At 73.3% G+C, this 22417-nt stretch carries 26 protein-coding genes; 17 read left to right on the plus strand and 9 right to left on the minus strand.

The features are described from left to right. Window positions 1-83 precede the first annotated feature (83 nt). From ACZ7N4_RS36750 to mobF, 10 genes are all read left to right on the plus strand, one after another. Window positions 84-587, plus strand: coding sequence for a hypothetical protein (locus ACZ7N4_RS36750; RefSeq protein WP_471367824.1), 504 nt, complete (start codon window positions 84-86; stop codon window positions 585-587). After that, window positions 584-895 (plus strand): hypothetical protein, encoded by a 312-nt coding sequence (locus tag ACZ7N4_RS36755; RefSeq protein ID WP_471367826.1) that lies wholly within the window; start codon window positions 584-586, stop codon window positions 893-895. Before ACZ7N4_RS36750 ends, ACZ7N4_RS36755 begins: the two co-directional genes overlap by 4 nt. Next, complete coding sequence (locus ACZ7N4_RS36760) at window positions 892-1596, plus strand: hypothetical protein (RefSeq protein WP_471367828.1); 705 nt, start codon at window positions 892-894, stop codon at window positions 1594-1596. Before ACZ7N4_RS36755 ends, ACZ7N4_RS36760 begins: the two co-directional genes overlap by 4 nt. Before the next feature lie 115 nt (window positions 1597-1711). Continuing rightward, window positions 1712-2299: a hypothetical protein gene (locus ACZ7N4_RS36765; protein WP_471367830.1), complete on the plus strand. Its 588-nt coding sequence runs from the start codon at window positions 1712-1714 to the stop codon at window positions 2297-2299. Window positions 2300-2364: 65 nt separating this feature from the next. Further along, window positions 2365-2985 (plus strand): hypothetical protein, encoded by a 621-nt coding sequence (locus ACZ7N4_RS36770; protein ID WP_471367832.1) that lies wholly within the window; start codon window positions 2365-2367, stop codon window positions 2983-2985. Beyond that, window positions 2982-3218, plus strand: a complete 237-nt coding sequence (locus ACZ7N4_RS36775; RefSeq protein ID WP_471367835.1) for a pRL2-19 — start codon at window positions 2982-2984, stop codon at window positions 3216-3218. Before ACZ7N4_RS36770 ends, ACZ7N4_RS36775 begins: the two co-directional genes overlap by 4 nt. Continuing rightward, on the plus strand, window positions 3215-3541 hold the full coding sequence (locus ACZ7N4_RS36780; protein WP_471367837.1) for a hypothetical protein: 327 nt from the start codon (window positions 3215-3217) through the stop codon (window positions 3539-3541). The genes ACZ7N4_RS36775 and ACZ7N4_RS36780 overlap by 4 nt, the downstream gene beginning before the upstream one ends. Beyond that, window positions 3538-3897, plus strand: coding sequence for a hypothetical protein (locus ACZ7N4_RS36785; RefSeq protein WP_471367839.1), 360 nt, complete (start codon window positions 3538-3540; stop codon window positions 3895-3897). Before ACZ7N4_RS36780 ends, ACZ7N4_RS36785 begins: the two co-directional genes overlap by 4 nt. Next, window positions 3894-4190 (plus strand): hypothetical protein, encoded by a 297-nt coding sequence (locus ACZ7N4_RS36790; protein WP_471367841.1) that lies wholly within the window; start codon window positions 3894-3896, stop codon window positions 4188-4190. The genes ACZ7N4_RS36785 and ACZ7N4_RS36790 overlap by 4 nt, the downstream gene beginning before the upstream one ends. 906 nt (window positions 4191-5096) lie before the next feature. Then, complete coding sequence (mobF, locus tag ACZ7N4_RS36795) at window positions 5097-9329, plus strand: MobF family relaxase (RefSeq protein WP_471367843.1); 4233 nt, start codon at window positions 5097-5099, stop codon at window positions 9327-9329. Window positions 9330-9426: 97 nt separating this feature from the next. Here the strand turns inward: mobF and ACZ7N4_RS36800 are convergent, their stop codons facing one another. Together ACZ7N4_RS36800 and ACZ7N4_RS36805 are read right to left on the minus strand one after the other, a co-directional pair. After that, window positions 9427-10002 carry an HD domain-containing protein gene (locus tag ACZ7N4_RS36800; RefSeq protein ID WP_471367846.1) on the minus strand — a complete coding sequence of 192 codons (576 nt, stop codon included), beginning with the start codon at window positions 10000-10002 and terminating at the stop codon, window positions 9427-9429. A gap of 14 nt (window positions 10003-10016) precedes the next feature. Further along, window positions 10017-11105, minus strand: a complete 1089-nt coding sequence (locus ACZ7N4_RS36805; RefSeq protein WP_471367848.1) for a helix-turn-helix domain-containing protein — start codon at window positions 11103-11105, stop codon at window positions 10017-10019. A gap of 151 nt (window positions 11106-11256) precedes the next feature. Here ACZ7N4_RS36805 and ACZ7N4_RS36810 point away from each other — a divergent pair, with 151 nt between their 5' ends. Both ACZ7N4_RS36810 and ACZ7N4_RS36815 read left to right on the plus strand, forming a co-directional pair. Further along, on the plus strand, window positions 11257-11676 hold the full coding sequence (locus tag ACZ7N4_RS36810; RefSeq protein ID WP_471367851.1) for a restriction endonuclease: 420 nt from the start codon (window positions 11257-11259) through the stop codon (window positions 11674-11676). Between the two features lie 200 nt (window positions 11677-11876). Then, window positions 11877-12461, plus strand: coding sequence for a hypothetical protein (locus ACZ7N4_RS36815; RefSeq protein WP_471367853.1), 585 nt, complete (start codon window positions 11877-11879; stop codon window positions 12459-12461). Between the two features lie 387 nt (window positions 12462-12848). Here the strand turns inward: ACZ7N4_RS36815 and ACZ7N4_RS36820 are convergent, their stop codons facing one another. Together ACZ7N4_RS36820 and ACZ7N4_RS36825 are read right to left on the minus strand one after the other, a co-directional pair. Beyond that, entirely contained in the window at window positions 12849-13136 is a 288-nt protein-coding gene (locus ACZ7N4_RS36820) for a hypothetical protein (RefSeq protein WP_471367855.1), read from the minus strand. Continuing rightward, window positions 13133-13759 carry a hypothetical protein gene (locus ACZ7N4_RS36825; protein WP_471367857.1) on the minus strand — a complete coding sequence of 209 codons (627 nt, stop codon included), beginning with the start codon at window positions 13757-13759 and terminating at the stop codon, window positions 13133-13135. The genes ACZ7N4_RS36820 and ACZ7N4_RS36825 overlap by 4 nt, the downstream gene beginning before the upstream one ends. A gap of 229 nt (window positions 13760-13988) precedes the next feature. Here ACZ7N4_RS36825 and ACZ7N4_RS36830 point away from each other — a divergent pair, with 229 nt between their 5' ends. Together ACZ7N4_RS36830 and ACZ7N4_RS36835 are read left to right on the plus strand one after the other, a co-directional pair. Continuing rightward, complete coding sequence (locus tag ACZ7N4_RS36830; protein WP_471367860.1) at window positions 13989-14876, plus strand: hypothetical protein; 888 nt, start codon at window positions 13989-13991, stop codon at window positions 14874-14876. Window positions 14877-15301: 425 nt separating this feature from the next. Continuing rightward, window positions 15302-15508 (plus strand): hypothetical protein, encoded by a 207-nt coding sequence (locus ACZ7N4_RS36835; protein ID WP_467943824.1) that lies wholly within the window; start codon window positions 15302-15304, stop codon window positions 15506-15508. A gap of 103 nt (window positions 15509-15611) precedes the next feature. Here the strand turns inward: ACZ7N4_RS36835 and ACZ7N4_RS36840 are convergent, their stop codons facing one another. The 3 genes from ACZ7N4_RS36840 to ACZ7N4_RS36850 form a co-directional block, all read right to left on the minus strand. Beyond that, on the minus strand, window positions 15612-16208 hold the full coding sequence (locus tag ACZ7N4_RS36840) for a hypothetical protein (protein ID WP_471367863.1): 597 nt from the start codon (window positions 16206-16208) through the stop codon (window positions 15612-15614). 265 nt (window positions 16209-16473) lie between these two features. After that, window positions 16474-16719: a hypothetical protein gene (locus ACZ7N4_RS36845; RefSeq protein ID WP_471367865.1), complete on the minus strand. Its 246-nt coding sequence runs from the start codon at window positions 16717-16719 to the stop codon at window positions 16474-16476. A gap of 243 nt (window positions 16720-16962) precedes the next feature. Further along, on the minus strand, window positions 16963-18348 hold the full coding sequence (locus ACZ7N4_RS36850) for a hypothetical protein (protein ID WP_471367867.1): 1386 nt from the start codon (window positions 18346-18348) through the stop codon (window positions 16963-16965). Window positions 18349-18583: 235 nt separating this feature from the next. Here ACZ7N4_RS36850 and ACZ7N4_RS36855 point away from each other — a divergent pair, with 235 nt between their 5' ends. From ACZ7N4_RS36855 to ACZ7N4_RS36865, 3 genes are read left to right on the plus strand one after another with little or no spacing between them, the layout of a single operon-like run. Continuing rightward, window positions 18584-19069: a hypothetical protein gene (locus ACZ7N4_RS36855; protein ID WP_471367869.1), complete on the plus strand. Its 486-nt coding sequence runs from the start codon at window positions 18584-18586 to the stop codon at window positions 19067-19069. 5 nt (window positions 19070-19074) lie between these two features. Beyond that, entirely contained in the window at window positions 19075-19404 is a 330-nt protein-coding gene (locus ACZ7N4_RS36860) for a hypothetical protein (RefSeq protein ID WP_471367870.1), read from the plus strand. After that, complete coding sequence (locus ACZ7N4_RS36865) at window positions 19401-20525, plus strand: integrase (protein WP_471367873.1); 1125 nt, start codon at window positions 19401-19403, stop codon at window positions 20523-20525. The genes ACZ7N4_RS36860 and ACZ7N4_RS36865 overlap by 4 nt, the downstream gene beginning before the upstream one ends. 76 nt (window positions 20526-20601) lie before the next feature. Here the strand turns inward: ACZ7N4_RS36865 and ACZ7N4_RS36870 are convergent, their stop codons facing one another. Together ACZ7N4_RS36870 and ACZ7N4_RS36875 are read right to left on the minus strand one after the other, a co-directional pair. Beyond that, complete coding sequence (locus tag ACZ7N4_RS36870) at window positions 20602-21009, minus strand: hypothetical protein (RefSeq protein WP_471367876.1); 408 nt, start codon at window positions 21007-21009, stop codon at window positions 20602-20604. Window positions 21010-21373: 364 nt separating this feature from the next. Next, entirely contained in the window at window positions 21374-22393 is a 1020-nt protein-coding gene (locus tag ACZ7N4_RS36875) for a replication-relaxation family protein (RefSeq protein ID WP_471367878.1), read from the minus strand. Between the last annotated feature and the right edge of the window lie 24 nt (window positions 22394-22417).

Raw genomic sequence — 22417 nt, forward strand, 5'->3', positions numbered from 1 at the left:
GATCCGGAGGCGGCCGTCACGGCCAAGCGACCGACCGCCCCCGGCTCCCCGTCCCAGAGCAGAAACCGAGGAGAGAAACCAGCATGAACCACCGCTCCACCACCTTCGCCGCCGCCTACGTCCTGATGCGCGTCGCGGCGGATCACGCGGACCACTGGGGGCAGTCGGACTTCGACGCCCAGTGCAAGGGCGCCACCGACGACGCGCCAGTCGAGTACAAGCACGAGGACGGCACGACCGTCACCGTCGGCACCGCCGGCGGCCGCCGCGCCTGCCTCCACCACGTCCTCCAGTACAGCGCCACGCAGGGCCTGGTCCTGGTGGCCGGCACCCGCGTGCTCGGCATCCGCCTGCACCCGGCCGCCGTCGCCGCCGCGCTCGCCGTCAGCGGACTGACTCACTACGCCGCGGACCGCCGCGTGCCCCAGGGCCTCCTGCACCGCCTCGCCAAGGCCACCGGCAAGGAGCGCTTCTACAAACTGTCGGATTTCGGGATGAACGGCGCGTACTGCCTCGATCAGAGCTGGCACCACTCCTGGGAGACGCTCGCCGCCGCCGTCGCCAGCCTCAAGGCCCGCGCGCTGTGAGCGCCGAGCAGACCGAGCGGATCCGCCGCGCGGCCGCCGACGCCCACACCGCCCTGCAGCGGCTCACCGCCGCCACGGCCGGGCTCACCCCCGAGGGCCGCACCGTGCTCCTGGAGGCCCTGCACGACGGGCGCACCGACGGCCTCCTGGTCGTGCTCGGCGGGCTGATCACCGCCACCGGCGAGGACCTGCCCGAGGGCGCGGCCGCCGAGGACATCGACGAGGCCGCCGCGTACGTCGAGGACTACGCCGGGCAGCGCCTGGCCCGGGCCCGCACCGCCCTGAGCGCACAGGAGGACCGGACGTGAGCATCACTGACGAGACCGGCGCCGCACTCGGCGGCGAGTACGACGACTGGTTCGACCGCGGCTACCTGCGCGGCCTGGAACACGGCCGCTTCCACCAGGCGCCCGAACTCGCCGCCCGGATCGAGGCCGCGCCGCCCGAGCTGGACATCCGCTTCCGCGGCGAGCACCTGACCGTCCACACCACCGGCAAGGCCGCCTACGCGGTGCTGTGGGAGGAGTGGTTCGGCAAGGACGCCTCCACCTGGGTCCGGCACGCCTCCCCGGCCGCCGCGCACGCCTGGGCCCACCAGGTCGCTGCGCAGTGGCTGTGCAACGAGACCGGCTACCGCTCCGGCGGCGGCACCCTGCAGAGCTGGGGCCGGACCCCGTGGGCCGCCGAGCGCGACCTCGTCCACGGCCGCTGGCACGTCGCCGTCGGCCTGTTCCCCGGCGTCACCTACGCCAGCACCGAGACCGAGGACCCCGAGGCGGGGTGGGCGTTCCTCACCGGCACGCTCACCGCAGCCGGGTTCCCCGCCGAGACCTGGCCGGCCGCGATGCGTCAGGTCCGCGACGAGGACCTGCCCGACCCGGAGCCGGAGGCCCTGCCCATCGCGGCCGCCGCCCCGGCCCGCACCCCGGAGCCGGAGCGCACGAGCTGGCGCACCCGGCTGCGCCAGCTCCTCGCCCGCCTCCTGGCCAGCCTCCGTCAGACCCGTTAGTCCCAACACCCCCAACGGTGACGTCCCGGCGAACCCGCCCGCACCGTCACCCCGGCACGACAGCATGAGCCCGGGGGCCGCCGAAACCGGCCCCCGGGCTCACCGAGAGGAAATCATGACCGACACCGCCGCCAGCACCACCACCGACGGCCCCGCCTACTCCACCGAGGCGTACGCCGCCGTCGAGAAGGCCAGCCGCTCCCACCGCACCACCCTGTACGTTCCGAGCGTCCTGGAGCACGCCGCCGAACTCCTCACCGACCTGTGGGCCGCCGGCGAGCGCCACGGCGTCACCGCCTCCGAGTGGGGATGGTCGGTCGACCTCGCCAGCGGCGCGCTCGACGTCGTCTCCCGCCGCTACGAGCGGCCGGAGAAGGAACGCACCGCCGAGGAGACCTTCGCCCTGGCCCGGCACCTGCTGGAGGCCCTGACCTCCGACGAGATCGGCCTGAGCGCCAAGCCCGGCCCCCGCGCCAGCGTCATCGTCGAGCGCGGCGCCGACACCCCGCGCGGCGGCTTCCACGGCGACGCGAACCTGATCGTCGGCATCGCCTCCAACGCCGGATGGGACATCGCCTTCAACCAGAACGGCGCCTCCCTCCTGTCGATCGCCGCCCCGGCCTCGAAGGCCGGCGCCTCCCAGGTCGCCGAGATCGTCCGGGCCCTCGTGCACGGAGAACTCGGCAACCCGTTCCGCCGCTGACCCACCACGACCGACCCGAGGCGGGGCCGCCGAAACCGTCCCCGCCTCCCTCCCGAGGAGCCCTCGTGACCGCCTGGTCCAGCACCACCCTTGTCCGCATCGCCGACGACTACGACCGCGAGATGGGCGACAGCAACGCCCCGCTCGACAGCCGCTTCGGCCGCTACCTCGCCCAGCACATGAACGACCTGTGGGACGAGGACCGCACCGACCCGGCCGCCTTCCTGGTGTGGGCCTGGAGCGTCGGCACCGGGCCGATCATGTCCCCCGGCTACGTCCGCATCCGCCCCGACGTCGGCGCCGTCCGGCTCACCCAGTCCCAGGAGGACGGCCGCCTCCTGGTCGAGGTCGAGACCCCCGTCCAGCACGGCCAGCTCGCCCCCAGCGTGCGCCCGCCGTACGCCGCCGTCCGCGACTGGGAAACCGACCGGTACGCGTACTCCTCCGACGGCCTCAGCCCCCTGCAGGCCCCCCAGGACGAGTCCAAGCCCGCGCTGCTCCTGGCCGCCACCCTGCGCGTGCCGGCGGACGGCTGGACACTGCACCGGCCCGCCGGGAAGTGGCCGGTCGAGGAGCTGCTCATCGACGACGCCAAGCAGGCCGTCGCCGTCGCCGTGGCGGCCATCAACCGCGACGTCGGCCCGATGGTGGCCAAGCTCGTCGGCGCCGAGGGCGGCCACTGGTGAGCGGCCTGCCCGACCCGGCGCAGATGTCGCACCGGATGCTGATCGCCGTCCTGATGCACCACGGCGGGAGCATGGACCTGCCCGCGGCCGCGCTCGACGCGGAGGCGACCGGCACCGCCGACGGCACCCACCATGCCGTGCAGCTCGCCACGCTCGACGACGGCACGGTGCGGCTGTCCGTCGTCGCCCGCCCGCCCGTCGACGGCGCAGGCATCGAAGTCCGCGACGCGTGAGCATCCGCCTGCCCGGCGTCCTGTACGCCGCGCTGCAGGTGTGCCACCCCGCCCCCGGCGCACTGCCCGCCTGGCTGAGCCGCCGGGCGGCGCGGTGCGCCACCGGGGCGGTCGTCGACGTCGGCCAGGAGCACGCCGAGGAGCTGGCCGACCTGGTCGCCCACGCGTGGTGGGAGCTCCAGCAGGACGACACCGGCGACCCGTTCACGGCCGCCTTCACCGCGGCGTGCGCCGCCTACCTTGACCCCGCCGCCCCGCGCCCGCCGCTCGACCCGGCCGGGCCCGGGGCGGCACACTCGACACTGTCGGAAGGAAACCGATGAGCCCACAGACCCGCGATCGGGTGGCCCCGATCCCCCGCACCATCGACGGCATCGCCGACGCCCTGCCGTCCGCCCAGCGCGCCGCCTTCAACGCGGAGGCCCGCACCACCGAGGCCGCCGACCTGGAGGCGTGCCTGTCGAAGTGGTGGGGCATCGCCGTCCTCGAGGCCGCCGCGCCGAGCGACACCGTGACCCCGCCCGGCACCGCCTCCATGACGACCGTGTTCCTCCGCCGCATCGCCGCCGGCGGCGCGATCGACTGGAGCGAGATCGACGCCATGCGCGAGCGCCGCGGTGCCCGGCACATCGACTGGGACGCCATCGACCGGGCGCGCGCCGCCGCCGGAGCGGCGTGAGCGAGTATGACGAAGACGACGGCTGGCCCGTCGTCCCCTCCGAGAACGCCATGGCCGTCCTGGAGCACGCCGCGCTCACCGACGCCGACGCCTTCAGCGCCTTCTTCGCCGTCACCGTCGCCATCAGCGAGGCACACGAGATGGGCATCCAGCCGCCCGGCGCGCGCATCGACGACGAGGCCGCCGGCACCTGGACCATCGACCTCCCGCGCGGCCACGGCATCGCCCGCTACACCTACACCGGCAAGCCCCCGACGATCCTCGACGAGGTCGTCATGCTCCGCCTCGAATGACACCTCGAAGCCCCCGGCCGCGAACCCTGCGGCCGGGGGCTTCGGCATGTCCGGGGACCGGTCCCCTGACGCGTTGGGGACCGAGCAGAACGGGACGGTGCGGCTGACGGTCCGACACGGGGACCGTCCCTCTGACGAGCCTTCGGGGACCGTGCGCGGGGGACCGTGTAGCACGTCATCGGGGACCGGTCCCCGTGCACCGGACGGACGACATCGGGGACCGAGCGGTCACGAAACCGCGCCGACCAGCGGGTAAAGCGGGGGCAAAGTGCGCGCGGAACACGGTCCCGGAAGAACGCCAAGAACAGGCAAAGCGCGTGTGCGCCGCAGGTGCGCCAGGACCGTCATGGGACGGAGACGGGGGACCGTCGTGGGGACGCTGCGGGGACCGGGACGGGGACCGTCCTGGGGACGCCGGGGCGGTCGCCCGGGGGCCGAGGCGGGGACCGTCCTGGGGGCGCCGGGACCGTCGCCGGAGACCGGGGAAGGGGGCCGTCGCCGACGACGGCGACGTTTCGCCCGGCGGCGCGGCCCGCCCCCGCCGGCCTCGCCGCGGCGACGCTCGCCGACCACCGTCCGCAGTCGCCTCCCGGGGAAACCGTCCGCGAATCGCGGACGGCTCCCGGGCCGGATTCCCCGCCCGGCAGACCCGCCCGCACACCTGCCGACAGACCCCCTGGCAGACCCGTACCGAGCCAGCAGCCCCACCAGGCCAGACGCCTTTTCGGCAACCTCCGATCACGAGCTACTGTCAATGATCCCTGTGGCTGACTCGATCACCTGTCCACAGGTTCAAGATCAAACAAGACCTAGGCACAAAGGGACCTCCCCCGGCGGGGGAGGTCCGGCACGGCCGGGCCGAACAGCGCACAAGCGCACAAGCGCACAAGCGGGGAGGGCGGCCGGATGGCCTGGCTGACGAAGATCAGGGCGGACGCGCAGGTCGAGTACCGGCTGCGCGAGCAGGCCGGATGCGGTGTCGTCGAGGCCGACGCGGCGGAGACCCTCGTCCTGGACGACTCGGTCGACGCCGCCGTCGACTACCGGCTGCGACCGGAGGGCGACGGCCACCTGGTGTGGGTCGGCAGCGGAATGAGCGCATTCGGGTACGCGGCGGGCGAGCACCTGGACGACGAGGCGAAGGACGCCGCACGCCGGATCATGAACGGCTGCCACCCCGCCACCGGCGCCCGGCTGCTCGCCTCCACCGCCTCCGTACGCGTCCATCCCGACGCGCACCTGACGGTGGCGCGGCTGACCGAGGCGATCGAGGCGCTGGCCGCCGAGAAGGGTGTCGAGCCGGCCGACTTGTTGGAGGGCAAGCCGAAGCAGCAGCGCGAGCTCGCCACCCAGCAGCGGATGGTGCACCGGTTCGGCGAGGGGCAGCGGGTCCAGGTCGGCACGCTGCACAAGCTCGCCCGCGCGGCCGGCCTCGACCTCGCCGACGTCTACGGCACCGAGACGGTCGAGCGGGCGCGGGCGAGCATGGGCAAGCGGATCGACACCCGCGTGCGCGGATGGGACCTCGTGCTCGATCTGCCGAAGTCGGACAGCACGGTGTCCGGGCTCATGCGCGACCTCGACGAGCGCACGTTCCGGGAGCTGGTGCAGCGGGCGAAGGACGACACGGTCCGCCAGGCCGAGGAGTGGATCGGCTACGCCGTCACCGGCGAGGACGGGGAGAAGGTGCGCATCGCGACCGGCGGTCTGCTCGGCTGGTCGGTGGAGCACCTCGCCGCACGTCCGGTGACGCCGGGCGAACCGGGAGACCCGCACCTGCACGTCCACGTCACGATCGCCAACATGGCGCTGTGCGAGGACGGTGAGTGGCGGGCCGTCGCCAACAGCGGGAAAGACTTCCACCGGCACGCCAAGGCCCTCGACGCCTTCTTCAAGGCGCGGGTGCGGGAGCTGACGTACGAGACGTTCGGCGTGCGCCGCGAGTACAACCCGGAGACCCGCGCGTGGGAGATCCGGCACGTTCCCGAGGAGCTGCGCGACGCGTTCTCCCGTCGGCACATCGCGCTCGACGAGCGGGTGGGTTCGGACGCCTCGCGGGAGGACCGGCAGCGCGTCGCCGACGAGACCCGTCGCGCGAAGGTCGACGCCGACGCGTCCGGGATGAGGGCGAGCTGGCGCACCCGCGCCGAGGCGGTCGTCGGCGACGTCGACGCGATGGTGGCGGCCGCCGCGCCCGGGCCGCCCGACGGGGGCGGCGGTGCGGGCATCGACGGTCCCGGCGGCGGCCCGCAGCGGCCCGGTCCGGACGACCTCGCGCGGGTCGTGTTCGACCCCGAGACCGGGCTGACGGCGTCGGAGAAGTCGTTCTCCCGCGCGCAGCTGCTCGCCGCTGTGGCGACGGCGATGGAGTTCGGCATCGGCGCCGAGCCGGGTCTCCTGGACGACCTCGCGGACCAGGTCCTCGCCGTCGAGGGGTACGCGGTGCGCCTGCCGCACGTCGGCTCCACCGTCATGTCGTCGATGGACCGCTACACCACCCGCGACATCCTCGACGCCGAGGAATTCGTCACCGGCCAGGCACTGGCGCGGTTCGACGAGGGGGCGGTGCAGCTGACCGCCGAGCAGGCCGCGGCCGCCATGTCTGTCTTCGAGGTCGCCAACGGCTTCGCCCTGTCCGACGAACAGCGCGCCGCCATCGAGCGGACGCTGACCGCCGGGCACGGCATCGACGCGCACATCGGCGCCGCCGGCACCGGCAAGTCCACGCTCATGGAGGCGTGCCGGATCGCGTGGGACGCCACCGGCCACACCTACGCCGGCGCCACCGTGTCCGCCGTCGCCGCCAAGTCGCTGGACGACGCGTCGGGCATCCCGGCCCGCTCGATCGCCTCCTGGCTCCAGCAGATCCGCGACGGCCAAGGGCTCACCGGCATCGACGTCCTGGTCGTCGACGAGGCCACCATGTCCAACGACCGGCAGGCCGCCGTCCTCATGACGGAGGCGCAGCGCACCGGCACGAAGCTGGTGGCGATCGGCGACCCGCAGCAGCTGCAGGCGATCGGCCCCGGCGGATGGTTCAAGGAGGTCCACCGGCTCGTCGGTGGCCTGGTCCTCACCGAGAACCGGCGTCAGCGCAACGACGCCGAGCGCGCCGCCCTGGAGGTGTGGCGCACCGGTGACCACGAGCAGGCCCTTCGCATCCTGGCCGACACCGGCCGGGTGCACGCCACCGAGAGCGCCGTCGAGGCGCACGGGCAGATTCTGACCACCTGGGACGAGGTGCGCGGCCGCTGGAGCGACCCGCACGACCTGATCGACTCGCTGACCGTGCTGGCCGCCAAGAACGCGGACGTGGACGTGCTGAACCTGGGGGCCCAGCAGATCCGCCGGCAGCGCGGCGAGCTCGGCGCGGAGCACCGCTACGCCCTGTCCGGCGGCGCGGAGCTGAACCTCGCCGTGGGCGACCTGGTCCGCGTGCGCCAGAACGACTACCGCAGCAGGCGCGGCGAGGGCCCCGACGTCCTCAACGGCTACCGGGCCGTGGTCACCGCGATCGACGAGGACCACCGCGTCGAGATCACCTGGCGCGACAAGAAGACCAGCGAGACCGTGTCCGCCTGGTACGAGCCGAAGGCCCTCAGCTCCGGCGCCCTCTCCCTCGGCTACGCCATGACGGTCGCCGCGAGCCAGGGCCTCACCAGCGAGGTGAGCCTGCTCTACGGGCACGGCGCGAACGCCTTCGCCGTCTACCCGGGCATCACCCGGGGCCGTGCCGAGAACCACCTGTGGCTTCCCCTGGCCGCCATCGAGGACGACGACACGCAGGCCCGTCTCGGCGAGGCCCGCACCGAGGCCGAACGCCTGCACCGCGCGGTCACCGCCTTCGCCAAGTTCCTCGGGCAGGACCGGGGCGACTACATGGTCTCGGACCTGCTGCGCGAACCGCCGGCCCCCGCCCGCGTGCCCGTCCAGGCCGTACGCGATGACGAGACCGCCGCCCGTGCCCGCGAGGGGGCCGTCGCCCATGCCCGCGAGGAGTCCGAGGCCGCGCTGCGGCGGGCCCGGGCGGCGACCGCCGTCTCCACCGGCCTCGCGCGCCAGGCGCAGGAGGAGGCGCTGCGGGCCGCCGCCGAGGCACAGGGGGACACCGCGGCCGCCGACGTCGCCGTGCAGGTGCAGCCCGCCACCGAGGACGACGCCCGTGAGCGGGCCGCCAGCGAGAAGCGCCTGGCGGAGATCCAGCGCCTGCGGGAGATGGCCTCGGTGCAGTCCTGGAAGACCCGGCCGTACGGCAAGCGGTCGGACGCCGACCTGGACCGGGCGATCGGGCTGGCCTACGAGCGGGCCGGGATCGCCGAGCGCGCCGCGGCGCAGACGGCGGAGGAGGCCCGCGCCCTCGAGGAGCGCCTCGCCCAGGAGAAGGCGTCCGGGCAGACCCGCGGGCAGGCGTTCGTCGCCGCGGCCGCCACCGTGCTGGACCAGGCGGAGGCCAAGGCGAAGGAGGCGGCCCAAGAGGCCGCCCGCGCCCTCAACGCACGGAAGGAGGCGGAGCAGAGGGACACCTATCTGCGCGAGTACCTGGAGCCCAAGCGAGACCTGAGCTTCATCGAGCGGCGTCGCGCCAAGCTCACCCTGAAGCAGTTGGACGCCGACATCCGCGACGTGTCCGCCGAGCGCGCGGCCCTGCGGGCGGAGGCGAGCCGGGCCGCGAACGCGGCGGACAAGGCCCGCGATGAGGCGTGGAAGCTGGTCCGCGAGAGCAACTTCGTCGGGCAGTTCCGCGACCTCGATGCCGACAAGCCCGCGCCGAAGGACATCGACGTCGTCACCGCGCGGCTGGCCGCGATGCGCGAGCGGCTGCCCGACGTCGAGATGCGCCTGGACCGCCGCGACGCCCAGAAGCTGGCCCGCCTGCAGGGCGACGTGACCCAGTACACCGACGCGGCCGCCAAGAGCCGGAAGGCCGTGGCGGCCGGCCAGGCCGAGCGGGCCCTGCGCAAGACCATCGCCACGAAGTACCCCGAGCTGCACGACATCGAGACCAAGGCCCGCCGCTCGCACATCGTCGAGCAGAAACGCGCAGCCGCCGAGCAGTCCCGGGCCCGGGCCCAGGAGTCGGCCGGCTACCACCACCAGCCGCCCTCCCAGGGCCGTGGAGGGCCGTCCATGGGCCGGTAGACCTGTTGGGTCCAACAGGGCCAACAGGGCGTGAGCAGGCGTGCGTAGGGCCCCCGGCCGTAAGGCGAGTTCCGGGGGCCCGTGGCGTGCGCGGCGGTCAGGACGGCAGGAAGTTCTTCTGCCACTCCAGCGACGGCATCGACAGCGCGGCGTCGGCCAGGGCCTTCGCCGACGGCGTCTTGAGGCTGGCCAGGCTGGTGTCGATCCAGTTCTGGGTGAGGCTGTAGCCCTGCTCCCGGTACTCCACCGCCTGTACCAGGCACTCCAGCTTGTCCGCGTCACGGGCGACGATCGCCTCCGGAGTCTCGCCAGCCTCGTACTCGTCGACCGCGCCCTGCACACCCTGGCGGACCGCCGGGTGGGCGTTGGCGACCTGGTCGGCGGTCACCTCCTGGTTGGGGGCGGCCCTGATGTACTTCCGCCCGATGTGCGGGATGTCCCCGACCCGTGTCTCCTGCGAGTCGTGGAACAGGCACATCAGCGCGACCCGAGCCGGGTCGACGCCTTCCATCATGGCGAGCACCGAGCCGATCACCCCGACCCGGAAGGAGTGCTCCGCTACGGACTCCGGGGCCTTGTTGCCGGTGAACCACCAGCCGGTCCGTGCGACGCGCTTGAGCACGCCCATCTCGGAGATGAAGCTCGCGGTGCCCCTGGTGGTGTCGTCGGCCATGCGGTCCTCCATCGTCAGCGGTTGTGATCGAAAACGTAGTGGACGTGGCCCAACTCGTGCCGCGATCTTGCTGAGATGGCCGTCCCGTCCAAGAGCTGGGCGGCCCGCTCGCGCAGCGGCCCGGCGAGCGGGCCGGCCGCCTGCGGCAGCCAGGGGAACGCCGTCAGCAGAGCCCACAGCGAGTGCGCGTACAGATCGACATAGCCGGGTGCCACGTGCAGCCCCCGGGCCAGGCCGCGCAGCAGGGTCACCGGATCCCAGCCCGTCAGGTCACGGTCGCGCATGAAGGCGTCGTCCGCCTGCGGAACCGGCAGCGCACCGAGCCACAGCGCCCAGTAGTTCAAGTTCGCGGCCTCCGCCGTGTCGTCGTCGGCAAGGGCACGGTCGATGAAGTCCAGCAGCGGCTGCGGGTCTCCCAGGCGGGCCAGTGCTGTGGCGGTGGAGCGGGCTTCCGCCCAGTGCGGCGACCAGCCCCTGCGGGCCAGGAGATCACGCCGACGGTGCAGCGTGTGCGCGGTCCACGCGGCCGCGTCGGGGCCGCGGTCGTACGAGGCCAGATACAGCGCCTGGCGGTGCAGCAGTGCCCCCGATCTCCCCTGCGCCGCCGCCTGCTCGGTGGTGGCCCGAAGGTGGTCGAAGAACACCGTCCGCTCGGCGGGCGCCAGCTGGGGCGCCACGGCGACCGGGCCCCGCCGGGGCCTGGGTAACCGCCCGGCGAGCGCGGGCGGAACGGAGCCGTTCAGCGCCCAGGCCAGCATGTGCGCGGTGTCCCGGGTGTGCACCCACACGGCGAGCGGATGGGGTCCGCCGGTGTCACCGCCCAGTCCGGCGGCAATGATCCGGTCCGCGTCCATCGCCGCGTCCAGCCACTGCACCAGCGCCCCATCCGCGCCCAGCGCGGGCAGTCGCCGGCGCAGATCCAGCAGCGCCCCGGCCCGCATGTTCGCCAGCGGCCGCCGCCCGGACTCCCAGCCCTGCAACGTGTCCAGCTCCACGCCCAGCGCTTCCGCCAGGGCGGCCTGCGTCAGCGGGATGGACTCGCGGACCAGGCGCAGCACGAAGCCGGTGACGGCACCTGCCGATGTTCGTCGCGGCCTGCCCATACCGGCCTGCTCCCCGGTCGCCCTGCGCACCGAAACCCGTACTCACGGTCAGTCCTACCGCACTCAGCGTCCCCATACGGTCGCCTTGCGGTCAACGTACGACGAACGAGACCGCGTCCTCCGCGACCACGCCACCCAGCGAGGCCCCCCGATGACCAGCACACACACGGTCCTGTACGACCCCGAGGGACGCATCGAAGGCACGCTCCCCCTCGACCGCACGACCCACCAGTGCCTGGCCAAGGCCGTACTCGCGTGGACGGACGACCCCGGCCTGCAGACGGCGGACTACCAGCAGCTCGCCCTGCTGCTGGCCGGAGCCGCCCAGGCGGTGGCCGGCGACGTCCGCCGCGCCGCCGCCCGGCTCCCCGAGGACCACCAGGCCCGCGTGCTGGCAGACCTGGTCCTCGAAGAGACCGACCGGTGCCTGTCCGGCGGCCTGCAGGGCACCGCGTCCTGCGTCCAGGACCGCGCCGGGCTCGTCCGTGCCCTGTACGAACGGCTGGACCGGCTGACCGAGGTCAAGCAGCTGCACACCACGCTCACGCCGGACACCGCCCCCGCACCATGACCAGCCACCGCCGACGCCGGCGCTGCGGCCTGCCCTGGTGGGCCTGGTGGCAGACCTGGCTCCTCGGCGGCGCGCTCGCCGCCCTGGTCCTCGTGGTCCTGCGGCCCCTGTAGACCCGGCTGGACCGGGGTCGGACGTCACGCTCCCCCGGTCCAGCCGGCACCACCCGACCGAGCACCACCCCGACGAAGGGAAGACCAGTGACCACCGCAACCGCACTTCCCGCCCCTGCCGATGTCGCCGCGCGGGCCCGTGAGATCCACGGTGCCTGGCAGGCCGACGCCGAGATGAAGACCGTCCTCGACGGCTGCGCCAAGTACAGCAGCGACTGGGACGACTTCTACGGCGGCCCGCTGATCAGCACCTACAGCGTCGCCCGCGACGCCGGTCACCTCCTGGACGACGCCCTCAAGGTGATGGCGCTCAAGACGGCCGTGTACGAGCTGACCGGCGACGAGCTGCTCGCCGAGCTGCCCGTGCCCGTGCCGGTCGACGTCACCTGCCACGCGCTGTGCGCCCAGTTCACCGCCCTGTCCCGCGTCCAGCAGCGCACCGGGCACCTGTTCGTGCACTCCACGGTGAACGAGCACGCCATCGACACGCCGTGGGACACCGGCGACTTCACGCACCAGGCGTACGAGGCCGCGTTCGGCCCGGTCAGCGAGCGCTACTGGATCCCGGCCGCCGAGGCCGAGCGGCGCCGCCAGGTCCTCGACACCGCGTACGCCGCCATCGGCATCACCGACCGCGGAATGACAAGCGCCATCGACTACGCCGCGGCGTAGGCTCCGGCTCGTCCTCCGGCTCCGTCCTGGGCGGCGGGGCGATTCGGTCCGGCTCCAGCCCCACCTTGTGCGGGTGCACGCACGCCGGCGTCCGGTCGTCCAGGGTGTAGCGGAAGCCGTCGGCCGGGTCGAACGGGCACTCCCACGAGGGGCGCGAGTACACCACGAACGCCTCGCGCGGCAGGCGCTTCGACGGGCAGATGCCACATGCCGGATGGTCCTCGCCCTGGGCGAACGGCTCGCTCATAACGGCACGGTAGCCGAGCTACGGCACCCGCCGGGACCGGAACACCCGAACGTGTACGGCGCTCACCCCACAGCAGCACGGGGTGGGCGCCGTCGCACGTCATGCCCTGTCAGCCCTGTTAGGTCTAACGGGGGCAACCGTCAGACCTGGCGGGGCCGGGGCGGCGGGTCGCCGCACTCTCGGGCCAGCGCCTCGGCGGCCGCGCGGGCGTCGGCGGCCCGGTCCTCGGCGTCCTGCGCGAGGTAGCGGGACGACTCGTAGCCGGTGGCGTCGACGAGCCGGTGCAGCAGCGCGGCCCGCTTGTCCAAGTAGTGCAGTCGGGCATCGGCGCCGGCCGTCAGGTAGTGCTCGGCGGAGTTGAGCAGGCCGACGACTTCGGCGATCAGCACGGTGTCCGTACCGGGCGGCAGGGGCTGGCGGGGGGTCACGGCGTCTTCCCGCTCAGCAGGGCCAGACGCTCCATCTCCTGGAGACCGTCACCGCAGCACTGCCCGCACACCAGCCGCCGCCGGTTGGGCTGCTCCGGGAGCCGGATGTCGTAGGGAAGCCGGGCTTCGTCCTTGAAGTCGCGCAGGTCGTAGTCGCACTCCGCGCAGACCAGCCTGGCGGCGCGGGCTTGTTTCTTCGACCAGGCGGGCCAGTCGGCCGACAGCGCCATGTTGAGGATGGCCATGCCCTCGGCGCGGGGCTGGAACAGGTGGAAGGTCCAGCCGGGGCTGTCGTCGGGAATGTCGCCGATCCTCTCCTTCAGCGAGGGCATCCACCGGATCAGGTGCGTCAGATCGTTGCGGACGATCCGGACCTCTTCCCCGCGCCGCATCGCCTTGCTGTGGGAGCTGGCGAGAGGGAAGCGGAAGGCCGTCACGATCGTGTGCGGCACCTCCAGCAGCTCCAGGTCCCGGCTGAGGTCGGCGGCGGTGGCCTTCCACTCGCCGCATCCGTCCTCCCGCCACAGCGCGAGCCCGTCGCCGTTGAACACCCCGGAGACCTGCACCGTACTGATCACGCGCCGTTGTGCGGCCCGTACCTCCGGGGCGACTGCCTCGGACATGGTCTTCACCTCGTCTCGTCGGCGCCGACCGTAGGTGGCCGTCGTCTGCGCTGGTCAACGAGCCGGACCCTAGCGCCGTCGCGCAGTGCGCCGCCCGGTCCTCCACCAGATCCTCCGCCCGGTGGTGGACGACGTCTGTTCCGGCCGGTGTCCGCTTCGCAGGTCACGCTCCCTCCCGCACCGCCGAGACGCGGCGGCCGCGCGCCAACTACAGGGAGAGAGCAAGGCAGTGGAGACGAGGACGACGGGGGTCTACCGGGAGCGGGCGGAACGCCGGCGGCGTACGCGCGGCACGGGCGAGGCCCGGGGAGACGGCTGGCAGCGCACCGAGGAGGACGAGAAGCTGCTGCGACTGGCCACCCGCTACAGCACGCTGACGCTCCACCAGGCCGCGCACGCGTGCTGGGGCGGACGGATCGAGGCCGCCCGGCGGCGGGTCCGGCTGATGACCGAGGCCGGGCTGCTGCTGCGCAGCGCGGACGTGCGGTGGGCCCGGACGGTCCTGTGGCCCACCGAGCGCGGCACACGGATCGCCGGCACCGGGCTGAGCGCCCCACGGCCGCCGGGCGAGCGGCTGCTGCACCGCCTGGCCGTCGCGGACGCCGGGATCGCGCTGGAGACGCACGGGTACGCCGTGCTCTCCGAGCGGGAGGTCCACGCCGCCGAAGCCGTGCCCGGCCGCGCGGCGGAGCTGCTGGCAGCCCTGCGGGTACCCGGGGTACCCACCGGTGCCCGGCGCGGCGAGACCCTGGCCGTACCCGTCGGCGCCCGCGCCGTGCACTGGCCGGACCTGGTCGCCGTGCCGCCCGGGGACCTCCCGGTCGCCGTCGAGGTCGAGCTGACCCCCAAGCCCACGGCCGCGCTCCGTACGATCCTGCGGGCCTACCGGCACGCGCAGCGCCGCGCCCTCTACCTCGGCACCGCCCCCGTCCTTCGCCAACTGCAGGGCGCCCCGGGCCCGGACGGCCGGTGGGTCGACGGCGTCGCCCAGGACGTCGGCCTGCTCCCGCCGGGCGGGCCCGACCCGGGCGCCGGCGGACTCCTGCGCGTACGCCCGTTCACCGCCGTCGACGCCGCCGTCGACCGACAGGTCGCGCGGTACACGCAGCGCCGCTGATGGACCTCTTCGCCGGGCGTGGGGGCCAACGTGGCGGCCGTCAGGCGGGGTTGGGGACGTCTGCACCGCAAGAAATCTCCGTGACCTGCATCACATGGGGTCGGTGGAGCGGCGTACGGGCGAGTTCTCCACAGAACGGGCTTTGACCTGGCGTTTTCCCTGAAGAGGGATCAGCTCGTCTGCTTCGCGCGCGTGTTAGGCGGACGGGGAATCGCGTTCTGGGCGGACGCGGAGGAGGCGACGGTTCGTGGTGACGCTGGACCGGAGCACCACACGGCCACCAGTAACGTGGTTGGGCACCAAACGCCCTTCGGAACGACGAAGGGAGACCGCCTTGCGGAGCCGATGCTTGCCGGCCTGGCTCCGCCGGGATCTCCCACTCGCCTGATGTCGGGTGCCCGCTCACTGTGAGGAGACCGGAGACCTTGACGACCATTGACCGTACCCCAAACGACTTACCGCGCCACCCCAACCTGCTCGCGTGGGTGACCACCCTCACCGCGCTGGTCTCCATCGTCGCGGTGGTCGTACTGGCACTGACGCACAACACAGAGGCCGCGACCGCCGTCGGCACCATCGGAGGCGCGGTGACCGCCCTCGGCGGCTCCTGGGTGAACCTCCGCCGCCGGTAGTCCCGCTGGCAGCCCGCCGCGCGGCCGGTCTGCAACTGGATACGGGGTGGATAACGCGCAGCTCACGCGCGTTGCCACCCCGGCATCCGTCTGTCGCCACCCGTCAGCGGGCGTCGGCCCCGTACGCGGTCTCCTGCAGCGCCCGCAGGATCAGCCGGAGCTCGTCCTCGTCGACGGCCTGGACGACCGCGCCGAGCTGCACCGCGCAGCGGGACACCAGCGACGCGGCCACCTCCAGCATCGCCATCTCGCTGCGCGAGCACTTCAGCGCGCCGGGCCGGGAGATCATCAGCAGCCCGATCGTGTCCCAGTCCACCGAGGGGTGCGTACCGCGGCGGTCGATGACCGGCTTGTCGGCGGTCGCCGACAACTCCGCCTCGTCCTCCAGCAGGCGCCGCAGCCAGAACCCGTCCCGGTGCGCGCCGAGCAACCGGGTTGCCGCCCGCATCCCCTCGTTGCCCACGCCCTGCAGCAGTTCCTCGGCGAGCTGCTCGCCCGTCGTGGTGTCGGTGGCGTTCGTCATCGGCCTCTCCGTTCCCTCGCTGGCCCCGGCCGGGTTGGCTGGCCCCGCCTCACTGTGCGCGGCCGCCGCTCCGCGCCCGCGCCGCACACGCCGGACGATCGCCCGGAAGCCCTCCCCCACCGCCGTACGCACCAGCGGGTCCTCCGCCAGCTCGCGCACGGTGTCCATCCACTCCATCGCCGTCTCCCGTCGACCGTCGGGCAGCACGCCCGCGAAAGGCGCGCTGCCCTTCACCCCCTCTGTGGAGAGGGGCGGTGCAGGACAGGAGAGGGAGGCGAATCGGCTGGATGGGGTGACACCGCGGCGGGCCCGGGCGGGCTGCTCGGGGTGAGGTAGAGGGGTGCGGGGAGAAAGCGGCGGGCGGCGCGGTGTCGCCCCGGGAGACGGCTGTCCGGCCTCCGGCGGCGGGCTGTCCGGCAGCCGTCCGTGAATCGCGGACGAGTCAGCGGCTGCTGCCCGGGCCGGGGCGGTCCCGCGTCCGCCAGGGCGAGGGCTCGGTGCGCTGCCGGAAGAGTTCGCGGGCTTCCGCGTGCTCCCGGCGCTGCCGTGCGGCGACGCTGGCCGGGATCACCCTGACGTGCACCTCGACCTCGTACGGGCCGTGGACGCTGGCCTGGCCGATGGCCTGCATGGCGTGGGCCAGGGCCGCGGCGGCTTCGGCAGGGTCGGCGAAGGGGCTGTCCGTCATCGCAGGCGTCCTCTCGTTCGGCGGGCGTTGGAGGAAGCCTCGCCCGGGCGCGGGCAACCGTGGCGGGACTCCGGAGAGGAACGCGCTCCGCTCCCGCCAGGCGGGCGGGGAGTCGCTCCTTCGCCCGGCCGGCGGGCAGCACCCACGCGTCCCACGGCCGTCGCGGCTACAGTCCACGCGACGGGGGCCGGAGCCACTGGCATTGGCTCCGGCCCCCGTCATCGGGCGGTGAGGACGCTCGGGTCAGTCGGTGTCCTCGTGCGGTTCGAGCAGGGCGAAGTACGTCGCGCGCTGCTCGTCGGTCAGCTCACCGTCGAGCGAGAGCGCCGAGCGCAGCGCGCTCAGGGTGTCCGCCGCCGGCGCCTTCCAGGTGTTGTGGGCCTGGCGCTGGATCTCCCCGATGGTGGCGTACGCCTCGGCGGGGAAGCACCGGATGTACCAGTCCAGCGTCTTGGCCACCGACGGCGTCAGGTTGAGGTGCCACCACGCCTCGAGGCCCTCACCGTCCTCGTCGTCCTTGAACATCCCGACGGACTCGGCGAAGTCGAACAGCACGGCGGCCCGCACGGTCCGGCCCAGGTGCTCGGTGGGGACGATCTCGTCGAGGCTGGCGGCCACCGACCAGGCCAGCGTGCCGGCGACCTCCGAGACGGAGTCCTTGTTGCGGTGGCGCAGCACCCACCGCTTGCGCACGTCGGGCCGGTCGTACAGCGTGTGCTGGAAGTCGACGGCGAACCGGTCGCGGACCTCGACCGCGCCGGGCGAGAGGCTGTCGGGGTCGCCGCCCGACATGGCGGTCTTGACGCCCTGGTAGGAGCGCTGGCGGGACTCGACCCAGTCGTCCGCCACGGCCCGGGCCCACTGGTCGCGGCCGCCGACGACGGCCTGGGGCAGCGGCACCTCGGAGTTGCCGCGCGAGATGTAGGCGCGCAGCGTCGAGGCGGTGATGCCGCCGAGCTCCGCCAGCTCCGGGGCGCCGATCAGCTGCGCGCCGGTCAGCTCGGGGCTGGAGACGTCGACCACGCACCGCTCCAGCGGCAGCGCGTTGTCCTGCTCCTGGTGGCGGGCGGCCCACAGCGCCAGGTGGTCGAGCCAGTTGTCCGGCCGGGCGGCGTCCGGGTCGAAGGTGGCCACCTTGGCGACGTACGCCCTGGCCGGGTCGGCGCGGCCGTCGAGCATGTCGGCGGCGGTGACGGTGACGGCCATGCGGGCCTTGCGCTTCTCGTAGTCCTCCTCGACCGGGTTCCAGACCTGCCCGGGCCGGTACCAGGTCTCGCCGTTCCACCAGTAGCCGCCGGCCCGGAACAGCAGCTGCTCGCCGTCCCAGTCCATGTGCAGGGTGGAGGTGTCGCCGTCGCGCAGCAGGAGCACGGTCCGGCCCAGCTCGGGGTGGTGGCGCACCGCCCAGCCGAGCGTGTGGTCGATCGGGTCGGTGGTGAACGCGCGCCAGCCGCCGTCGGCGCGGTTCTTGTCGAAGCGGCCCCACATGCCCGGGCCCTTGTTGCGGCCGACGGCCTCGATGGCCTCCGCGCCGTCGTCGAGCGGGAGGTGGGAGTCGTCGACGAAGGGCAGGCCCGGCACCGGGTGATCGGTGCGCAGGCCGTTGGCGAGCGGAACGACGTGACTCAAGGCTGATTCCTCGTTTCCCTTCGAGTGCTGCACACGTTGTGCATCACTGAACCTGTCTCCCTTATACATGCACGCCAACCCTCTTCGTGCAGCGAAATCCGGCCAACCTGCCCGGCAGGCGTCCGCGAATCGCGGACAGTGGTGATCACGTCGGATAAGCTCTCCTTATCCGACGCGACAGAACGGGACATGACACCCCGTCAACCCGGGCGCCGGACACAGGGAGGGAAACCGAGTGAGCACCCCCGAGTACGAGCGCTTCCAGGCCGCGACGATCCGCCGCCCCGACGACGTCCCGCCGGCGACCCCGCTCTCCTGGCACGCGGAGCGGCTCACCGAGCACGACAACCGGCTGGCGAACCGCTCCCTGCGCGAGGACTTCCCGTACGAGATCGAGCGCGGGGACCTCGGCGACGCGCTCGCCGCCATCGCCTTGCGCGAGTCCATGCACCGCATGATCGAGGCGCAGCGCGGCAGCAGGATCCGTGAGGCGATGGAGATGGGCGCGACCTGGTACGAGATGGCCGCCGCCCTGGACATCACCCCGGACGAGGCCCGCACGCTGCTGCGCGAGTGGGCCGAAGGACAGCACCGCCTGCACCGCGGCGACGTCGAGCGCGCCGCCGACAGCCCGCTCGGGCTCACCCCCGAGCGGCACGCCCAGGTGCTCGCCCTCACCGAGCTGGGCGACAACGAGACCGTCCGGGCGGCGGTCCGTTGACGGTGGTGACCGAGGACGACGACGCCACCGCCCGCGCGTTCATCGCCTACTACCTGCACGACGTTGCCGCGAACGCCGCCGAGGACGGGCACCCCGCCCTGATCGAGGCGGCGGCCGCCGAGCGCACCGCGTGGGAGGACCACGGACGGCTGGAGGGCAACACCCCGCAGTTCGTCTACGGATGGGCGCAGCAGAACGCCGTCAGGGCCGGGCAGGACGCCATCTTCGGGCGCGGCACCCGGGAGGCGTGGGAGCAGGCCAAGCAGCAGATGGAGGCGGTCGGCCGGTGGCTGACCGCCCACGGCTACCCGACGGAGGGAGTGACGAGGAAGTGACGGTCACGGTGGAGACGGCGGTTGACGCCGGCGACGTCGGCGAGCCGGACGGCGCCGGGGCGCCGGCGGTGCTGGACCCGGCCGTCGCCGAGCGCCAGGCGCTCATCGAGCGGTGGGCCGAACGCCACGGCGTCGACGCCGCCCGGCGCCTGGCCGAGGCCGAGGACCTGGCCGACGCCGTACAGAAGGAGATCACCCCGGACAACACCGTCGACACCTACAACAAGAGCTGGCGGGTGTGGCAGCGGTTCTGCGCCGACGCCCGCCTGCCGGAGCTGGAGGCCACCCGCGGCTCGCTGGTGGCGTTCGTGGCGTGGATGCTGCGCGAGGGCCAGCAGAACGGCAAGGGCTACGCTCCCAGTTCCGCCTCCACCCACCTGGCGGCCGCCGTCGTCGGGCTGCGCCAGCGGGGCGTGACGGTCTCCGGCGACGACCAGGCCGCAGCCCGCACCGCGCTGGAGGGCCTGGCGGTCAAGCTCCTGCAGGCCGGGGAGCGGCGCGGCCGCGGACAGGCGGTCGGCGGCGACATCGACGGCCTGCGGGCCATCGCCCGCTCCTGCCCCGACACCCTCACCGGCGACCGGGACAAGGCCCTCACGCTGACCGGCTTCCACTACGCCAGCCGCTCCCAGGACCCGGCCGGACTGCTGACCGGCGACGTCACCCTGCACCCGCGCGGCCTGGTCGTCGCCGTGCTCACCGGCAAGACCAAGCACTCGGTGCGCAACGCCAAGATCCGCTACGCCGACGATCCCGAGATCTGCCCGGTGCGGGCCTGGACCGCCTACCGCACCCGGCTGGTCGCCGAGCACGGCCCGCAGTGGGCCGACCCCTCGACGCCGGCGTTCGTCGGCATCGACCAGTGGGGCCACATCACCGGCGGCATGGGACCGGACTCCGTCACCCGCGCCATCAAGCGGATCTCGAAGCGGGCCGGGGTGCCGATCGCCTGGACCGGCCACTCCCTGCGCATCGGCCTGGCCTCCGTCGGGCGCAAGAAGGGCAAGGACGGCATCGCCATCGCCGACCAGGGCGGCTGGGCCCGCCACTCCCGCTCGATGCTCGGCTACATGCAGCGCGACGACGGCTGGGACGACAACGCCTCCGCCGGCCTCGCCTGACCGCACACAGCTCAGCCCCGGTCGGACCCGTTGGATCTAACAGGCCCGACCGGGGCTGACGTGTGCTTGCTGCTGCTCAGCCGTTCCCCAGCTCGATGAGACCCGGGTAGTCCTCCTGCGGGTGGTGGACGCCCGGGAAGACGCGGACGCGGTCCGTCCCCACCTCCCGTACGCCCCACGGCGCGTCCGGGAGCGTCACCTTCTCCGTGTACGAGTTGCAGCCGTAGACACAGGTGAAGTGGTCCTCCCAGAGCGTCACCTCCACCCGGTCACCCGGCAGTCGCATGACGTGGATGAGGACGGCGTCCTCCTCGCAGTCGCACTCCTCGCCGTGTAGACCGTCGGCGCTGCCGCACGGGCACGGCTTGCCCGGCTCCTGATCCGGGTCGTCCCAGGACATCTGGGCCGCCACCGCGCGCCGGGCCGCTTCTTCCTCGTCGACGGCGGGGCCGGCCGCCGTGTCTTCCCCCTGCTGAGTCGTCATGTGCTCGACGCTACCGGCGCCATCGGCGCCCGCCGGACGACTTGGGGCACCTTCTCGGCGAAGAGGGAGGCTGCGGCCGAACTGGAGGGCACCACAGACAAGTAGTCGGCGGCCGACGTCGGAGGGAATCGCGCCGAACGCGCTGGTCACGGCGATGCTCAAGGCCCGCGCCGGTGAAGAGCGGTGCAACCCGGGGCGCGACCCAGGACGTGACCCAGGGCGCGACGTAGGAGGAGACCTAGGACGCGACCCAGGGTGCGACCCGCGAGCGGCGCGGCCGCGGGCCGGATCGTCGCCATGACAGCCCCCGCCCGCGGCCAGCTTCGACGTGGACGCCCGGCCCAACGAAGGACGCCCGGCCGGGTCACGCCGCGAGCCGCTCCACCTGATCGTCGGGACAGCCGATCGCCCGCCACTCCCATCGCTCGTACGGGAGCCGCTGGAGCATCGGCAGCGGGGCGTAGTCGATCCGGATGCCGATGCCGCGGATGCGCCGCTCCAGCCGCGCGGCCCGCCGGTTGAGCGCGTCCTCGTCGCCGTTGTCCAGGACCAGGCGCACGACGGGGAACTGGTCGCTGCGCGGGTAGCGCTGCTGCCACAGCAGACGCGTGACGCCGTTGGTGCCGCGCTCGCCCTCCCAGTACGTCGCCCGGCTGTACGCCTCGTACGCGTAGAGCTTCTCGACGAGCCGGGACATCGACATCGTGTAGCGGTCGACCTCGACGAACTCGACCTCGGCACCGCGGTTCGGGCGGTACAGCACCGCGTCGGAGATCACGCCGCGCACCTTGTCGATGGTGTGGGCGACCTCGACGTCCCAGTCCATGAGGGCCGCGTTCCACTGCACCAGGGTCTCGGTGACGGCCAGGCCGTGCTTGGCGAGGCCGGCGGCGATCGCCTTCTCGCCCGTCGCGGCGTTCGGACGGATCGGGATGTCACCGCTCTCCAGCACGGCCCGCTGTCCGGCCGTCGTCAGGTGGTAGGCGTTGTGCCGCCCGGACTTGCCGTGGCCGACGAACCCGAGCGTCTCCAGATCGCGCAGCGCCCTGCGGACGTAGCCGATACCGGCCCGGTTCTCCGTCGTCACGGTGGCGATCTGCAACGCGGTGGCGATCCGTACGCGGGCCAGCATGCCGATCGTCAGACCACGCTGATGCGGGGTGGAGGACAGTGACCTCTCTCCTTCCTCCGCCGGGTCGGAGTCAGGAGTAGAGGTGTCCTGCTCTCCGGAACCCCCTTGACCCGGCTCCTGACCTGCGGATTCGCCGCCATCTGCACGGCCGGACGCGGACCCGGAGCCGTTCCCGGACGGGTGCCCGTCGGGCTGCCCGTCGGCAGGCCCGTCGCCCGGAGTGTCCTGGCGGTCGTGATCGCGGTTGTCCACGGTGGTGCTCCTTCGTGATCGCGG

This window comes from Streptomyces sp. NPDC107654 (assembly GCF_055639035.1).

Excerpts from the sequence above, each read along its gene's own strand:
- ACZ7N4_RS36750 (WP_471367824.1), top strand. The coding sequence starts at position 84 with ATGAACCACCGCTCCACCACCTTCGCCGCCGCCTACGTCCTGATGCGC.
- ACZ7N4_RS36765 (WP_471367830.1), top strand. The coding sequence starts at position 1,712 with ATGACCGACACCGCCGCCAGCACCACCACCGACGGCCCCGCCTACTCC.
- ACZ7N4_RS36785 (WP_471367839.1), top strand. The coding sequence starts at position 3,538 with ATGAGCCCACAGACCCGCGATCGGGTGGCCCCGATCCCCCGCACCATC.
- mobF (WP_471367843.1), top strand. The coding sequence starts at position 5,097 with ATGGCCTGGCTGACGAAGATCAGGGCGGACGCGCAGGTCGAGTACCGG.
- ACZ7N4_RS36800 (WP_471367846.1), bottom strand. The coding sequence starts at position 10,002 with ATGGCCGACGACACCACCAGGGGCACCGCGAGCTTCATCTCCGAGATG.
- ACZ7N4_RS36805 (WP_471367848.1), bottom strand. The coding sequence starts at position 11,105 with ATGGGCAGGCCGCGACGAACATCGGCAGGTGCCGTCACCGGCTTCGTG.
- ACZ7N4_RS36810 (WP_471367851.1), top strand. The coding sequence starts at position 11,257 with ATGACCAGCACACACACGGTCCTGTACGACCCCGAGGGACGCATCGAA.
- ACZ7N4_RS36825 (WP_471367857.1), bottom strand. The coding sequence starts at position 13,759 with ATGTCCGAGGCAGTCGCCCCGGAGGTACGGGCCGCACAACGGCGCGTG.
- ACZ7N4_RS36840 (WP_471367863.1), bottom strand. The coding sequence starts at position 16,208 with ATGGAGTGGATGGACACCGTGCGCGAGCTGGCGGAGGACCCGCTGGTG.
- ACZ7N4_RS36845 (WP_471367865.1), bottom strand. The coding sequence starts at position 16,719 with ATGACGGACAGCCCCTTCGCCGACCCTGCCGAAGCCGCCGCGGCCCTG.
- ACZ7N4_RS36870 (WP_471367876.1), bottom strand. The coding sequence starts at position 21,009 with ATGACGACTCAGCAGGGGGAAGACACGGCGGCCGGCCCCGCCGTCGAC.